The 15,615-nt window shown below is 44.5% G+C and carries 12 protein-coding genes; 5 read left to right on the top strand and 7 right to left on the bottom strand.

The annotated features are described in order from the left end of the window. Positions 1-153 precede the first annotated feature (153 nt). Positions 154-888: a suppressor of fused domain protein gene (locus tag OGH69_RS05010; protein WP_265173353.1), complete on the bottom strand. Its 735-nt coding sequence runs from the start codon at positions 886-888 to the stop codon at positions 154-156. 38 nt (positions 889-926) lie between these two features. After that, entirely contained in the window at positions 927-2,060 is a 1,134-nt protein-coding gene (gene folK / locus OGH69_RS05005; RefSeq protein WP_265173352.1) for a 2-amino-4-hydroxy-6-hydroxymethyldihydropteridine diphosphokinase, read from the bottom strand. A gap of 841 nt (positions 2,061-2,901) precedes the next feature. Between folK and OGH69_RS05000 the strand changes: the two genes are divergently transcribed. The 5 genes from OGH69_RS05000 to OGH69_RS04980 all read left to right on the top strand — a co-directional run bounded on the left by OGH69_RS05000 (position 2,902) and on the right by OGH69_RS04980 (position 9,705). Next, positions 2,902-3,810, top strand: coding sequence for a hypothetical protein (locus tag OGH69_RS05000; protein WP_265173351.1), 909 nt, complete (start codon positions 2,902-2,904; stop codon positions 3,808-3,810). Then, on the top strand, positions 3,810-4,418 hold the full coding sequence (locus tag OGH69_RS04995; RefSeq protein ID WP_265173350.1) for a hypothetical protein: 609 nt from the start codon (positions 3,810-3,812) through the stop codon (positions 4,416-4,418). Before OGH69_RS05000 ends, OGH69_RS04995 begins: the two co-directional genes overlap by 1 nt. A gap of 40 nt (positions 4,419-4,458) precedes the next feature. Beyond that, positions 4,459-4,710 (top strand): hypothetical protein, encoded by a 252-nt coding sequence (locus OGH69_RS04990; RefSeq protein WP_265173349.1) that lies wholly within the window; start codon positions 4,459-4,461, stop codon positions 4,708-4,710. A 428-nt stretch (positions 4,711-5,138) separates the two neighbouring features. Further along, on the top strand, positions 5,139-6,911 hold the full coding sequence (gene sppA, locus OGH69_RS04985; protein ID WP_265173348.1) for a signal peptide peptidase SppA: 1,773 nt from the start codon (positions 5,139-5,141) through the stop codon (positions 6,909-6,911). Between the two features lie 127 nt (positions 6,912-7,038). Continuing rightward, positions 7,039-9,705 carry an AsmA family protein gene (locus OGH69_RS04980; RefSeq protein ID WP_265173347.1) on the top strand — a complete coding sequence of 889 codons (2,667 nt, stop codon included), beginning with the start codon at positions 7,039-7,041 and terminating at the stop codon, positions 9,703-9,705. 248 nt (positions 9,706-9,953) lie between these two features. Here the strand turns inward: OGH69_RS04980 and OGH69_RS04975 are convergent, their stop codons facing one another. The 5 genes from OGH69_RS04975 to metF form a co-directional block, all read right to left on the bottom strand. Then, the gene (locus OGH69_RS04975; RefSeq protein ID WP_265173346.1) at positions 9,954-10,700 is read right to left on the bottom strand and encodes a head GIN domain-containing protein; all 747 of its coding nucleotides are present in this window, start codon (positions 10,698-10,700) and stop codon (positions 9,954-9,956) included. 5 nt (positions 10,701-10,705) lie between these two features. Continuing rightward, positions 10,706-11,803 carry an acyloxyacyl hydrolase gene (locus tag OGH69_RS04970; protein WP_265173345.1) on the bottom strand — a complete coding sequence of 366 codons (1,098 nt, stop codon included), beginning with the start codon at positions 11,801-11,803 and terminating at the stop codon, positions 10,706-10,708. Then, positions 11,803-13,524 carry an RDD family protein gene (locus tag OGH69_RS04965; protein ID WP_265173344.1) on the bottom strand — a complete coding sequence of 574 codons (1,722 nt, stop codon included), beginning with the start codon at positions 13,522-13,524 and terminating at the stop codon, positions 11,803-11,805. Before OGH69_RS04965 ends, OGH69_RS04970 begins: the two co-directional genes overlap by 1 nt. An 84-nt stretch (positions 13,525-13,608) precedes the next feature. Next, positions 13,609-14,466, bottom strand: a complete 858-nt coding sequence (locus OGH69_RS04960) for a peroxiredoxin family protein (RefSeq protein ID WP_265173343.1) — start codon at positions 14,464-14,466, stop codon at positions 13,609-13,611. Between the two features lie 122 nt (positions 14,467-14,588). Beyond that, positions 14,589-15,545, bottom strand: a complete 957-nt coding sequence (metF, locus tag OGH69_RS04955) for a methylenetetrahydrofolate reductase [NAD(P)H] (RefSeq protein ID WP_265173342.1) — start codon at positions 15,543-15,545, stop codon at positions 14,589-14,591. Positions 15,546-15,615 lie beyond the last annotated feature (70 nt).

Genomic DNA, 15,615 nt, shown 5'->3' with positions numbered 1-15,615 from the left:
TAAAACGTATAACCTTTTATGGGCTAAAAAGGAGACTTTAAAATGTCAAAATCAGCATGCAAAGAAAAGTAAACTTAATTAAAATGAAAAAGGGGCTATCCTTTTGAGACAGCCCCTTTGTGTATGAAGCTAACAGGAGCAGGGAACCTGCTTTTAAAACAACCCGAATTTCTTTTTGCAGGTATTCTTCCTGTTGATGTCTGTAATTTCGCTGATGTTATATTTATCAAATTTGTCAAGAAGGGCATCCCTGCCTTTCTTCAGCTTAAAATCCATTTCTTCGGCATATAATGGTATCATGGAAAGCACGCTTATTACTTTCTCACCGGCATCGATAAAGGTAAATTCCTGGCCAAGCGTATAGCCGGCCAGCAGTATCACGCCTTCGAATGCGCAGTTGGGTGACATACGCTGTGGCGGATTACCGTTGGCAATAGTATGCCCTTCGCCTATCCACGTGCCGTACAGGTGCGGAAAGCGGGCGAGTGTCTTAAGCTGGCGGATAGGCCAGTAATTATCTTCATTCTCAAAGTCCTCTTGCGACAGCTTCCAGTCCGCCGGCAGTAGGGTATATATTTCGGCGTAAGCCTGGTTCTCGGCACCCTGAGGCACATTCATTGGCAGGCTGCTCAGGCCGGAAGTGAGCAGTATGTGGAAATCACGCTCCTCATTGGCCTTTATCATATAAATGTCGATGTGCACCTTGTCGGAAATGATCTCATGGAACACGGTGATGTCCTCATCGTCAAAGAAACGCTCCAGATGCTCGTCAATGTACGATACCGTGCCTGCATCGCCCATAACAGGCTCTATGTCGCGGTCAAGGGGTTCATATTTGTAAATTGGGGTTCCGGATTCGGAATAACCCTCCGGTTTTAGTTCGTCCATGATTTTTATTGGTTGATGAATGGTAAATATAAGAAAATCTAAACCACCTTCGCATTTATCTGCTCCAGCAGCCAGATATAATCTTCCTGGTTTTTTACAAAGTCGCGATGTGTCACATCGATGATAAGGATATTAAGCCCTGTCTGCGACTTGATATAATCCAGATAACCCTGGTTTATGCTTTCCAGGTACTCGGCCTTAATGTCCTGCTCATAACTCCGGCCACGCATACGGATGTGGTGCAGGAGGCGCTCGGTGTTCTGGTACAGGTACACATACAGCCCCGGCTTGCGCATTTCCTTATACATGATGTCGAACAGCTTGCGGTACAGGCGGTACTCATCCTCGCCCAACGTCACCTTTGAGAAAATAAGCGACTTGAAGATATGGTAATCGGCTACCACAAAATCCCGGAACAGGTCGAACTGTGCCAGATCGTCACTCAGCTGCTGGTAGCGGTCGGCCAAAAAGGACATCTCCAACGAAAAGGCATAGCGCACCTGGTCTTTATAAAATTTGGGAAGGAACGGGTTGTCGGCAAAGCGTTCCAGTATGAGCTTGGCATTGAAATCTTCAGATATTTTTCCGGCCAGTGTTGTCTTTCCCGCCCCAATGTTCCCTTCTATGGCAATGTAATTGAAGGTGTGCGGCTTCATAGCGGCCAGCGGTGCCGGGAGCTGCATCACAAAATCGCATCGGTTGGTATCTCCGCTTTGGGCAATGAGGGCATTGATGCCTTTCTTCAAAACAGGGTGCACCCAGCCGTGGGCAATATCGCGCATGGGCAACAAAACAAAATTGCGCTGCTGCATGCGTGGATGCGGTATGTGAAGGTGCTCCTCTTCAATCACCTCATCGTTGAAAGAAATAATATCAATGTCGATGGTGCGGGAGGTGTGCCTTTCGGTAGCGCTGCGTACCCTTCCGCCTTCAAGTTCGGCGTTGAGCAGTGCATCGAGCAATTCCCTTGCTCCTTTACAGGTATGCACGGTAATGGCGCAATTGTAAAAATCATCGCCCTCGAACCCAAATGCCGGGTTTTCATATATACCCGAAACAGCTGCCACAGTAGCAATTTTGGTGTGTATGGCATTGATGGTCCATTGCAGGTTGGCAAGCCTGTCGCCCATGTTGCTCCCAAGGGATAGAATTGCGGTATTCTGGAATTTCATAGGATGCAAAGTAAGCATATTAAAAACAATTATTACATTCTCAAATACTCAATAAAGCATTTTGTTATTAAAGTTAATATTTTGTTAAGTGAGTTTTGACAAAGCAAATTCTTTAAAATTAAATGATTATTATTGCCTTAACCATTAACCAATTAACAACAAATAACTTTAGCATGAAAGTGAATTTTAGTCATCATAAATTGACAACTTTGATATACTTGTTTATGCTTTTCATTTTATATAGTTGCCATCAGGACGACGGCAACAGTCACGAAGGTCATAGTCATGATACAGAATACAAAATGGTTAATAAGCCTTTCGAATATTTTAAAAACCTACCAGCACTGCTCAAAACAACTATTCCTAAGAATCATAAATCATTTTTTAAGAGTGAAGACTCTATCGACGTATATAACTTTGCAATAGATAGTTCAGTCGTGTCAGAAATCACAAAGGGCACTGAAAAATTCTATACAATGGCTATTTACAGAAATGGGAAAACGCCTGATATTGATGTTTTTGAAAACCTTGTGATTTGCGATAGGGATTCGTTCAGGAAGCTTTTATTGTGACTTACTTCCCTAACACAGAATACGATGACAGACTTAAAAACAATATACATGCTCCATTCATTGGTGGGGTAAATGTCATTAAACTTGATTACAATAAATTACCGAACAAGACTTCGATGTTTTGCCAGGATTTCACATTCACATATTGCGATTATGGAGGTGAAGTACATGTCGCGGGAGACAATTGTACACAACTCATTGGCTCATATACAATAACATTTTGCCAACCGGTTGGAGGTAGCATTCCCAAAGCTCAGGATCGTGAACCAATGAGGTTTGTCGACGTAAGCCCCGGAGGGGGAAGCGGCGGTGGTGGCGGTGGTGGTGGAAATCCTGACCCGGGAACCATAATTATGCCGGGAAACCCATTAGACCCAAGCGAACCGGGGATTGGAGCGGTGGAGCCAGGCTTGGGCGACCCAAATGGAAACCCCGTGGTTGTTACCCAGCCTGTAAGGCCGAAATTAACTGCGCCCGAAAGAATTGAGAAAGAGATCAAAGATACAGGATTAGATGAGTGCAGCGCGGGTGTCCTTAATGATTTAAAAGAGCTAGCCGAAAAGGATGTAGCAAAAATTATAGCGAAGTTAGACGCATTTCCCTCACAGTACACAACAAATATAAAAACCGAAGCGTTTGTTCCGAACGATGGATCTTCATTAGCCAGAACTACTCGTACAATAGGGGCGGATGGAAATCCAATGAGATTCAATTATACTATAAGAATCGATCCCACTTACGCTGCAACCGCAAATAAATTATCTTTGGCAAGTACTATTATCCATGAATTACTTCACGCATATATGTTTAGCTTGGTAGATGATCAGGCTACAGGAATTAATCCTAATGCATTTGAAGAATTTCCTCTTCTTTATGAGACTTATGTTGCAAAAACATTTGGCCCTAATCCAAGTGTAGCTCATCATACCATTATGTCTGAAAAGTACGTCGATGTCGTCGCAAGAGCACTACAGGAGTACCAAACAGGAGTACCTGTGCCGGAAGGAATACATCCCCAACAAATTTATAAAGATCTTGCATGGGGTGGACTACGCGATACCCCTGCATATAATGCATTATCGCCTGAAGAGCAGGATAGGATAAATAACAGGTATGCCGCAGAGTCGAAAAATACAACTTTTGATATTCAAGAACCAATTGGAAATCCCTGTAACTGATGATTAAAATAATTAAATTAACCACTATATTGATGATTGTGTTACTACTTTCCTGTTCGACAACGAAAAGTATTGCACCTAACTCTGTATTGGACACATTTTTAAAACAACAAGTTTATACGCTAAATTATAAAACAATCTTTGTAGGAAAAGAGCCTTTGCCAAGATCAGAAAGCATCACTACTTATGAAGCCGCATTTAAGGAAAAAGATTTTGACCCTAGCATCCTGAAAAACATATGGATATATCCGGAAATAAAATTTTGGCCATTGGGAGAAAAGGAAATATCTAATATAAAAACTCAAATTTCAAATGATAAGCCAAAGTTTTGGACTATTACCGATTTTAATGACAGTCGCATTAAAATAGAAAATGAAATAAAATTTAATGATATTGATTTTATAAAAAGGAACATCTCTTCTAAAAACGTCATCTTACGATTGTCCACGCCTATTTATAGCACTGATCATAAATATGCCTTATTTGAATATTCTCTGTCAGGAGTCGGACCATCAGGCTCATTAGGGCTAGGTGGGGTTGTGCTTATGAAAAAAGATAATGATAGATGGGTGCAAACTGCAGTTTTAAAAAAAGAAGTTTACGATTGACAGTTTTATTTTTAAAGCGGTTAAGCACTATGAACCTACTATGAAACATTATAAACTTTTATTGATTGCCTGTGGATTACTATTTTCATGTGCGTCTTTGCAAAAAAAGAATACAGACAAAGAAGTGATCAATACCTATCTTCAGACCGTAGTATATAACAAAAAATACATAAAGATTTTTGTAGCTGAAGATCCGCTGCCCGGTAAAGAAAGCTTAGAGGTATATGAAATTGCACTACGGGAAAAAAACCTTGAACCAAGCCACTTAGGCAAATATGGCATCACGAACTGAATGCCTGGCCTCTCGATGAAAAAGAAATAGCGATACTTAAAAACAAAAATCAGGATGAAAAAGCCAAAACCTGGAGCGTAGATGATTTTAACGACAACAGGATAATTATTAATGAGGGTAAAACAATTGACCCAGACTTTCGATTAGAACACCTCTTTTACGGAAAAAATGTTTTAATATATCTGTCAAAACCTATATATAGCAGCAACAGGCAGTATGTGCTGTTTGAATGTGATATTTGGGATGCCCATTATACAGGTGGCCCTGTAATAGGAAGCGGGATAGTGCTCATGAAAAACGAAAATGGAGAATGGAAACTAATAACACTTTTCAACAGGGCAGTTTATTATTAATTGGGAGCCATGCTAAAGCCATGTAACATATTGCGTATTTTTGCTACTTATTAGGTATCTAAATAGTAAATACATATGCAGTTTTTAAAAAATGTACTGGCTACGCTTGTAGGCCTGTTCCTGTTTTGCTTTTTGTTCTTCATGATCATTGTGCTTATAGGCATTGTCGCGGGGGGCAGTGACAAGGACACCGTTCAGGTAAAAGACAACTCGGTAATAGAGTTAGACCTGAGCAAAGTGACCGAGGACTACTCCGGGAGCTTTTACAACGACGAATACAGCTTCCTGAATTCTGAACCGAAAGAAGGCCTGTCGGATGTACTGAAAGCCATTAAAGCCGCCAAAGATGATAAGCGCATTAAAGGTATAACCATAACCAATAACATGAGTATGCTGGGCATTGCACAGCTAAAATCATTGCGCGACCAGCTGGAAGATTTCAAGACCTCAAAGAAGTTCGTGGTGGCGTATGCCGATAACTATTCCCAAAGCGATTATTACCTTAACTCGGTTGCCGACACACTTTACCTGAACCCTATCGGCGAAGTTGATTTTAAGGGGCTGTCATCGGAAGTGATGTTCTTTAAGGACCTTCAGGAAAAGACAGGCATCAAGATGGAAGTGATACGCCACGGCAAGTACAAAAGCGCTGTAGAGCCGTTCCTTGCCAACGAGATGAGCCCTGAAAACCGCGAACAGATCACCTCGCTGCTCAACAGCATGTGGGGATCGATTGCGCAGGACATCTCACAAAGCCGTAAAATATCTCTGGACAGCCTTAACAGCATTGCCGAAAACCTGAACGGACGCACGCCCGAACTGGCGAAACAGCATAAGCTTATCGATAAGATTGGCTACGAAGACGAATATAAGAATGGCATCAAAAAAGCATTGAAAGTTAAGAAAAATGAGGATTACAACTCGGTTGACATCCTTGATTACGTGAGTGCCTCATCACTCAACGACCTGCTTTCCGATGCCGAAGACGACATTGCCATCATTTATGCACAGGGCGAAATTACCGGCGGTGAAGGAGGCTTGACGAATATCGGCGAAGACCCGATGCGCGAATCGTTCAAGGCCGCACTTGAAGATGATGCCGTGAAAGCCATAGTATTGCGCGTGAACTCCCCGGGTGGAAGCGCATTAACATCAGAACTGATATGGAGGGAAGTGGAACTGGCCAAAAAGAAAAAGCCTGTAGTGGTTTCAATGGGTAATTATGCCGCATCGGGCGGATATTACATATCGTGTGGCGCCAACCGCATTTTTGCCGAGCCGGGTACCATAACAGGGTCCATAGGTGTATTTGGGGTGCTGCCGAACCTTACTGAACTATCGGGCAGGGTAGGCATCCATACCGAGCAGGTAAAAACACACAGCAATGCTTCGGGGTACAGCGTATTTACACCACTGCAGCCTGCCACACGCGACATCATCCAGCAGAGCGTGGAGAATATCTACACAACTTTTGTAAACCGCGTAGCGGCCGGCAGGAAAATGAGCTTTGAACAGGTAGATGCTATTGCACAGGGGCGTGTATGGACCGGCGCCGAGGCATTGGAAAAAGGCCTTGTCGACGAACTGGGCGGACTTGATGATGCCGTAAAGTATGCTGCGAAGCTTGCCAAAGTGAAAACATACAGGACTGTTGACTTCCCGGAATATGAAATGACCTTCGAAAAGCTGTTTGCCGGACTTACAGGAATGCCTTTTGCCAAAACGAAAGAAGAATTCATTAAGGAAGAAGTTGGCGAGCAGAATTATGAAATGATTGAACGCATCAGGAGGGTAAGCCAGCTCAGGGGCGTGCAGGCCATCATGCCGTATGAAATAAATATCAGATAATACCGTTATTATACTACTGCTTCATTTAACCACATGGATACCCCAACATAACCATGTGGTTATTTTATTTTTTTGAATATTGGGACAGTTGCAATATCTTTAAGGCAAATATTACAAAAATTCAATTATGGTTAAGAAAATCCTGAAATGGACGGGTATTACCCTGCTGGTTTTAATAATCGCACTGGCCGCTGCGCCATTCCTTTTTAAGAACAAGATAAAAGAAATGATTGCTAAGGCCATTAACGAACAGGTGGATGCTACAGTAGCATTTGAAGACGTCAGCCTTAACCTGTTCAGCAGCTTCCCGAAAGCAAACGTAACTGTAGATAAGCTGAGCATCATTAACAAAGCGCCTTTTGCGGGCGATACACTGGTGTACATGGGAGAACTGAACCTTGACATGTCCATCAGGGAACTTTTTAAAGGCGAGGGTGAACCTATGAATGTAGAGTCCTTAAGCACGAAGGATGGGGTCATTAACATCCTTTTCAATAAAGACGGCGTGGGTAACTTTGACATCGCCATTAAAGACGATGAAGAAAAACCAAAAGACAACAAAGAAAGCAAGCCTTTTGCATTAAGCGTACAAGACTATAAAATAGAGAACCTGCGTTTTAAATATTATGATGAACGCTCAAAAATAAAACTTGTAATCGACAGCCTTAACCACGAAGGCAAGGGGAACTTCGCCGCAAGCAAGCTTGACCTTGACACCAAGACCACCGCAAAACTATCGCTGGACATGGACAAGACCAACTACATGCGCAATGTAGCCCTGAGCCTTGATGCGGTACTGGGCCTTGACCTCGACAAAAGCATTTATACCTTCAAGAACAACAAGGCGCTCATCAACCAGCTGCCTTTGGAGTTTGACGGAAGCGTGGCGCTATTGGAAAGCGGCCAGCAATTTGACCTGACCTTTAAAACACCGACTTCATCGTTCAAAAACTTTTTGGGACTGATTCCGGAAGCCTATTCAGGCAACCTCGCCAATGTAAAGACAGAGGGTGATTTTACCATCAACGGAAAGGTGAACGGCCTTAATGGCGACAACAGCGTACCTAAGTTTAATATAGCATTCGCTTCGAACAATGCCTCGTTCAAGTACCCTGACCTGCCAAAATCTGTCCAAAACATCGTGATCGATACCAAAATCATCAACGAAACCGGTGTGCTGAATGACACCTATGTCAACCTTGACAAGCTGTCCTTCCGCATTGACCAGGACGTATTCGACGCCAGTGCAAGCATTAAGAATATTGTAGAAAACCCAATGGTGGATGCCAAACTGAAAGGCACTGTTAACCTCACCAATTTCGGCAAGGCGTATCCTGTAAAACTGGACATGCCGCTATCGGGCATGCTGAAGGCTGATGTAGAGACCAAATTCGACATGCAGGCTGTGGAAAAAAGCGAATATGAAAAAATACAGAATAACGGAACCATCAGCCTGAGCGGCTTCAATTATTCCGGTGATGGGCTGGCAAAACCAATCTTCATCAATCAGGTGGATGTGGCCTTTAACCCGAGCCGTATTTCCCTGAACCGCTTTGATGCCAAAACAGGTGGGTCGGACATTGCCGTGACCGGTACGCTCGACAACTTCTATGGTTTCCTGTTCAAGGACCAGACGCTGAAGGGGAACTTCAACATGAATTCCAACAAACTACAGGTGGCCGACTTCATGGCGCCGGAAACCAAAACGGTAGCAACCAAAAAAGAGGAGGGTGAAAGCGTAAAAAAGACTACGGCTACAAGCGATGCGGTAAAAATTCCGGCATTCCTGGACTGTACCATTACAGCCAGGGCCAATACGGTTGTATATGACAACCTGAACCTGAAGGATGTTTCGGGTAAGATGATCATCAGGGACGAAGCGGTAAAAATTGAGAACCTGAAAACCAATATTTTTGGGGGGCTTATCGCGGCAAGCGGCAATGTGTCTACCAAAGGTGCAGCGCCAACATTCAGCATGGATCTGTCTCTGAACAGCGTAGATATCACGCAGTCGTTCACGCAACTGGAAATGCTGAAATCGATAGCGCCTATTGCCGACATCATTACCGGTAAGCTCAACTCGACCATCAAGTTCTCCGGCAGCCTCGATCCTAAAGAAATGACGCCAAACCTCAACACCCTTAGCGGTGACCTGATGGGGCAATTGCTTTCAACATCGGTTAATCCTGAAAAATCAAAAGTACTCACTGCGCTGACCAGTAACCTGAAGTTCCTGGACCTGAATAAGCTGAACCTGAACCAAAAGATTGGCCTTACTTTCGAGAACGGCAAAGTAAACATCAAGCCGTTCAGCCTGAAATACCAGGATATTGCCATCAATATTAGCGGGCAGCATGGCTTTGACCAAACCATGAGCTATAATGTGGGCTTTGATGTACCCGCCAAATACCTGGGCACGGAAGTTAACCGCCTGCTGGCTTCACTAAAAACTGACGGAAGCAAGATCAGTGTTCCTGTGAATGCAGTAATTACGGGTAATTTCAAAAATCCTAAGGTGACTACCGACCTCAGCAAATCGGTAACAAGCCTCACCACTCAGCTTGTACAGCAGCAGAAAGACAAACTGATCAACCAGGGCGTAGACAAAGGCAAGGATGCACTTACCAACCTCCTGGGGGGCAACAAGAATACTACTACTGCTAAAGATTCCACCGGCACTATTAAGACCCCAACGAACCAGGAAGTAAAACAACAGGTAGAGGAAAAAGCCAAGGAAGGCGTGAAGAATGCCGTGAAGGACCTGTTTAAAAAGAAGGAGAAGAAGGATCAATAGTTGCCGGTTGATGGTTGTCAGTTGTCAGTCAATACCGAAAACAACATTTAATAAAATTAGTAGAGCCGTTGTAATGCAACGGCTCTGTTATTATAAGGATTTCCGTCATCGGAGTCACCGATAGCATCGGACCACGATTAATCATTTTTCCAAACAATATCAGTAAAGATTGCCGCGCTCCGTTCCTCTGCTCACAATGACTAAACGACATTACATAGTTTTGTTTTAAGCAATGCAGCATAAAACCATCAATCATAAACCACCCTGCCGCTATACAACCGTTCTACATCAACAACCGGCGGATGGTTTTTTAGTACCAGATTACCCGTTGAATACAGCGTACCTGTAACCTTTTGCTGTACTTTGGCGATAATGTCATTCGAGCTGCGGTGGAAGACCTGCAGGTTCTGCACTTCGAGATTACGCCCGTCAAAACGCGCATCGCCCGAGTAGAACTGTACTGCAAGGTTTTCGACTGCCCCGGTTATCACGTAGAATGCTGACTGGTTGTCCTCAATCGTGAGGTTGGTACAATCTACCTCCAATTCGAAAGTACCTGAAGCCGTTTCGCTAAAAATACCCGATTGCAGGGTGAGGCTGGGAAAAGCCAGTACACCTTCCGACTTTACCGCAAACTGCGATGCCGAATAGATGCGTTCCAGGTTGGGCGTAGTGACGTATACCGTGGTGGTTTTGTAGGTATGCACCCAATTGCAGTTGTTGGCATTTTCCAGCCACAACTCGCCGTTTTTCACTTCTGCCGAAAGGTATTGCTTAATGTTCTCTCCGGTTGCTATGGTCACTTTCTGCTCCGGTCCCTGTGTAATGACCAGCTCTATGCCCGGCGATATGTGGATGCTGCTGAACGCCTCAACCCCGGCGACATAGGTAATATCGTCGCCTTTGGCCGTAAAGCATTCGGGTGCAAGATCGTTGTTGCAGGAGCAAAGGATGCTGAGCAACAAAAGCATCGTAATTAGTAACTGATAATTCATAATTCTCATAATCGTATCCCTACCCCCATCTCCATTACTTCGGCCTTGGCCCCATGCGTCTTCAGGCCGATTGAACTGAAAATTTTATCAGTAATATAATACTTCGCCCCAATCCGTTGATACAGCATCCCTGTGGTATCGAATGGCGCATACACATAGTACCCCGCCTGCGCCTCTATGGAAAGGCTGTTGATGAACAATTCATGCCCAATGAAAACCCCTACTTTGCGGTAATCGGTGCTGCCATCTACATTTTCTTCAGGATAAGCTATTGACTTGAAGCGGATATGTTCGCGCAGGTATTCCGGCCAAAATATCTCGGCACCGAACTGGAACGCGCTCTTACGGCTCCAGCGCTTGTCGGCATAGACCGACAGCGCATAATAGGGATATTGCCCACTGCCAATGACATCGCTTTCATTAACACCGCCTTTGAAGCTAAAGTTGAATTTGACAGGCTCCGAAAAGGCAAGGGTATCGTTTTCCGGAAGATGGCGGTATTCTTCACTGCGCCCGAAAGTATAGTTGAGCCCAACATTCACCGCAAGGGTATTGGTACTCGTATTAGGTGCCTTCATGCTTGCATTGGAATGGTGTATGAACGTTAGCCCCGCCTGTACGCCAATGTTCTTCCAAAGGTCAGGCTTGCTGTAATTGAGCATAAAGTAGGTGGAAGGCATGAGGTGCATCCCGTAAGCATAATTGCGGAAATTGGTATCCTTGTCATATGGGTTGGTATTATAGGCAATTCCCTGCCCCACGCGGAACATCAGCCGCCTTTTGAGGAAATAAAAATTGTAATGCCCATAAAGCCCAAACATCTCGCCCAGCGTTTCGTTGCGCATGTCCTGGTAATGGAAGGAGAAACCGTAATCCGGATAATTGTACCCCGACTGCCAGCGCTCATCGCCAAAGGTTTTGCGGCTAAATCCGATTATGATCCCCACGGGATGCCCGGTAATGAGGTGCTGTATCGACTTGCGGTGCGGGATGATGTTGCCGTAAAAGTAGCTGGCATCCGCACTGAATTTCCCGGAGGGTGCTTCCTGGGCAAAAGCAGCCACCGAAAGTACCAGGCACAGGTATGTCAGAAGTCCGCGCATTATTTGATCCTTTTCATTTCAAGGTTTCCAATTTCATCGGCCTCGCCTTTGATGTTGTACACCTGTACCCTTCCCAGGGTATCTTTCACGAATAGGTCTGCATCGATTTCTTCAATGTCCTTGCCGGTTCCGGTTATCTGTGTATTGTTAGTGTATTCCGAGTCGTTCCGGAGCATTACAGGCATACCGCCCCAATCGATTTCATCGCCTTTGTTCTCTATTTTTACCAACTCCGCGCTCCAGCCGAAATTTTTCAGGTTTATGGATATGGCGCTTCCGTCAGAACTGGATATATACGAATTATCGATAGCAATGTTCGGGGCAAACCATTGTGCAATGTCTATGATATAGTAGCGATTACCATCTTTCAGCAAGTCAGCTATCCCTTTATGGCTAAACTCATTGCTTACTTTAGGGTCATACTCTTTCAGGATGCCTTCAGCGAGTTCTTTCCTTGTGAGGGTCACACGCTCCAGTTCGTCGGTCTCCTCCAAAAAATAATACTCCATTTCCTGCTGGGTATTACCCGAAGAATACATGTCCTGGCCATAAATATAAACAAAGGTAATTTTATCTTTATCGATATTTTCCGCCTTCATAAAAACCTGCCCGCCATATCCTTTACTAATCGTAACAACATGGTCGGTGGTGAGTTTATCCAGGGTTTCTTCAATACGCTCCTGTTTCTCTTCAAACCTTTCTTTATCCCGTTGCTCTGCCTGGTGCTTTTTATACGATTCAATACCTAAATAACCAAACAGACCGATGAAAAGGAACGCAGGGAAAATGAAAAAGTACCAGCCTCCGTTTACGCCTTCGCGCTTTTCGCGAACTACATAGGTGTCCGACCAGTCGTCATGCCAGCCGCGGGCGAACAGCACCGACAGCGACTCGAATGGAACGAACCTCACAACCGTGCGCAAAAGCAGGTTACTTACAGCAGGTTTTCCGCCCGTATCATTTACAACACGTGTTTCAGAGAGCAGCTTTCCGGGTGTGGCCTGCAACAGCCCCTCGAAGAACATATAAAACAGGATTTGGAAAATGGCGCAGATGAAGTATAAGGCAAGGCGCTCCCCTAACGAATTTTCAAGCGGCTGTAAAAATTCCCTAACGGCATCGATCCTGATAAGCCATTCCAGTATCGGGAAAAGGACAAATAAAAAAGTAAGCGAATCAACGATCAAATGCCACAAGCGCTGCCAGCGGGATGCTTCAACAATGAAATCCTGTTCCAGTTCGCCATACTGCTTTTTCATTATGGCAATTTCCTTTGTGTTCCTGTAATAACGGAGTATTGCCCAGCACATCCATATCCAGAGGGCGTGCCACGCCAGATAGCCCAGCCAGATAAGCCAATTATACCCTAAAAACACCCAATCCGCATTAAACGGAAGGGTTACAACCATGAAAAACAGGTCAAGGAATTTGCACAACAATATTACCGAAAACACATAACGCAGCAATCTTACTTCTTTACGGCTTATCAGGTTCAGGATACCGCCGGTAAGCAGTAGCGAATAATAAAACAGGTGGATATAATTGTACCTGTCCGGCTCATAAAAGCGGTTGCCATCTATAAATCCGAGGCGGATGGATGTGAAAAAGCTTCGCAGGTAATAATTTAGCACAGAGCCGTCCCACACAGAGGTAAGCGCCAGTTCTACATAAAGCCCCATAAGGGCTATTACGATGGCTGCAATGGTTATTTTTTTGGGCATGTTTTATTGGTTTGCCCAAAAATAGGAAAATTATTATGCTTTGATAAAAATATAGCTAAATCATACGAAGGTTATGATCATTAACTACTCTATACGTTCCACCGGGCCGGCCGTAACGTTTACCCTTTTGGTTTTCTTTTCTTTTTTTACCGTTTTTTTCAGCGCCTTTTTTATTTCGTCGGCCCTGCCGGACATTGCGCCGAGCTTGCCTGTGTAAACAATTTCGTGATCAGGGTTGATGATGAGGGTGGTCGGGAAGAACTTTATCCCAAAACGGTCAACCAAATGCTTGCTGTCCGGTATCAGCGTAAAATCGAACTTAATTTTTTCCGAGAACTTTACAACCTTCTCTTTTTTATCGAACGTTATCCCAAACCAGGCGACATCTTCCGTACCAAACTTCTCGCGCATCTTGTTAAGCTCCGGCATTTCCTCGATGCAGGCCGAGCAATTGACAAACCAAAAATCGATGACGATTATCTTGCCTGCAAGGGTTTCGAGCGTGTGGGTATTGCCATCCATGTCAATAAGCGCCAGTTCGTCCAGCTTAGAGCCCTTGAGCTTTTTACGGTTCTTCTCATCTTCTTCGGTACTTTGCTTCCATGCCTTGCCATCTGCCTCCATCTCGGCATCGGTGCGCCAGTGCATTACGTAGGTGAATGTTTTGGCAATAGTATCTTTATATACTCTTGTGGTGTAGCGATAAAAGTTCTTTGCTTTTGCGATAGAATCGGAGTAAGCCTTAGTATAGGTTGTACCATCTTCCTTAAAAGACATTCTGCTATTGATAAGGCTGTCCCTCGTTTGCTTTGGCAACGCATTGAGGTAATCTACATAATCACTCATGGTAGTTCTCTTGCTGGATGCAGAAAGAAACGGATAATCCTGCGAAAATGCGGAAGTGCTGATGATAAGCAACGTCCAAAGTAATTTTTGTCGCATAGTGGTTGGGTTTCGGTTTCTATAGAAACTCACTCAGTGTCTTTTTATTGTGGCATATTTCCGGTTAACAACAGAGACGTTGCAATGCAACGCCTCTACCTGAACTTAATAAGATTAAGCATCTAGAAAACCTCCTTTGCAATTGCTTTAATATTATCCGGTTTGCCCATCGAATAATAATGCAGTACCGGTATGCCCGCCGCCACAAGTTCCTTACTTTGCTGCGTACACCATTCGATGCCTATCTGTCGCACGGCATCGTTATCTTTAGCCTTCACAACCGCCATGATCAGGTCGTCCGGCAGGTCGACTTTAAAGCGGTGTGGGATTTGGTTGAGCTGTTTTTTAGTGGAAATAGGCTTCAGTCCCGGAATGATGGGTACAGTAATGCCTTCCCTCCTGCACTTGTCTACAAAGTCAAAGAATTTTTTATTATCGAAGAACATTTGGGTCACGATGTAGGCCGCACCGTTCTTTATCTTTTGTTTCAGGAAATAGATGTCACTGTCCAGGCTCGGCGCTTCCATGTGCTTCTCGGGATAGCCTGCCACCCCGATGCAGAAGTTCGTAGCCGAAGTATTCAGCAAATGGTCGTCCAAATAAATTCCTTTGTTCAGGTTATCGATCTGCGACACCAGTTCAGTAGCATAGTGGTTGCCTTCCTTTTCGGGGCGGAAGTAAATTTCGCTCTTTACCGCATCGCCACGCAGGGCCACCACGTTCTGTATGCCCAAAAAGTCAAGGTCGATGAGGAAGTTCTCGGTATCTTCCTTGGTAAACCCTCCGCAAAGGATATGCGGGATCGCATCTACATCATACTTGTTCTGTATTGCCGAGCAAATGCCTACAGTGCCCGGGCGTTTTTTTACGATGCGTTTTTCCAGCAGGCCGCTTGGCAGCTCGCGATATTCGTACTCTTCCCTATGATACGTCACATCGATGAATGGAGGGCTGAACTCCATCAGCGGGTCGATACTGTCGAATATCGATTGGATGTTCTGCCCCTTCAGCGGAGGCAGTATCTCAAAGGAAAAAAGGCATTTGCCGTTGGCATTCTCTATATGTTCGGTTACTTTCATCTTATTTTGGGTGTTAGTTGCCGGTTGTTAGTTGATGGGAGCTGCACTGTCCGGCAACCGACAACCATCA

The organism is Flavobacterium sp. MFBS3-15 (genome assembly GCF_026107645.2).
Classification (GTDB): Bacteria; Bacteroidota; Bacteroidia; order Flavobacteriales; family Flavobacteriaceae; genus Flavobacterium.
Note: the sequence above shows the minus strand (reverse complement) of the source record. Positions and strands in the feature narration are given on the sequence as shown.

Bases quoted from the DNA above. Each gene is read 5' to 3' on its own strand.
- OGH69_RS04990 (WP_265173349.1), top strand. From the start codon at position 4,459: ATGAAACATTATAAACTTTTATTGATTGCCTGTGGATTACTATTTTCA.
- OGH69_RS04970 (WP_265173345.1), bottom strand. From the start codon at position 11,803: ATGCGCGGACTTCTGACATACCTGTGCCTGGTACTTTCGGTGGCTGCT.
- OGH69_RS04995 (WP_265173350.1), top strand. From the start codon at position 3,810: ATGATTAAAATAATTAAATTAACCACTATATTGATGATTGTGTTACTA.
- sppA (WP_265173348.1), top strand. From the start codon at position 5,139: ATGCAGTTTTTAAAAAATGTACTGGCTACGCTTGTAGGCCTGTTCCTG.
- OGH69_RS04960 (WP_265173343.1), bottom strand. From the start codon at position 14,466: ATGCGACAAAAATTACTTTGGACGTTGCTTATCATCAGCACTTCCGCA.
- OGH69_RS04980 (WP_265173347.1), top strand. From the start codon at position 7,039: ATGGTTAAGAAAATCCTGAAATGGACGGGTATTACCCTGCTGGTTTTA.
- metF (WP_265173342.1), bottom strand. From the start codon at position 15,545: ATGAAAGTAACCGAACATATAGAGAATGCCAACGGCAAATGCCTTTTT.
- OGH69_RS04975 (WP_265173346.1), bottom strand. From the start codon at position 10,700: ATGAATTATCAGTTACTAATTACGATGCTTTTGTTGCTCAGCATCCTT.
- OGH69_RS05000 (WP_265173351.1), top strand. From the start codon at position 2,902: ATGAGGTTTGTCGACGTAAGCCCCGGAGGGGGAAGCGGCGGTGGTGGC.
- OGH69_RS04965 (WP_265173344.1), bottom strand. From the start codon at position 13,524: ATGCCCAAAAAAATAACCATTGCAGCCATCGTAATAGCCCTTATGGGG.
- OGH69_RS05010 (WP_265173353.1), bottom strand. From the start codon at position 888: ATGGACGAACTAAAACCGGAGGGTTATTCCGAATCCGGAACCCCAATT.
- folK (WP_265173352.1), bottom strand. From the start codon at position 2,060: ATGAAATTCCAGAATACCGCAATTCTATCCCTTGGGAGCAACATGGGC.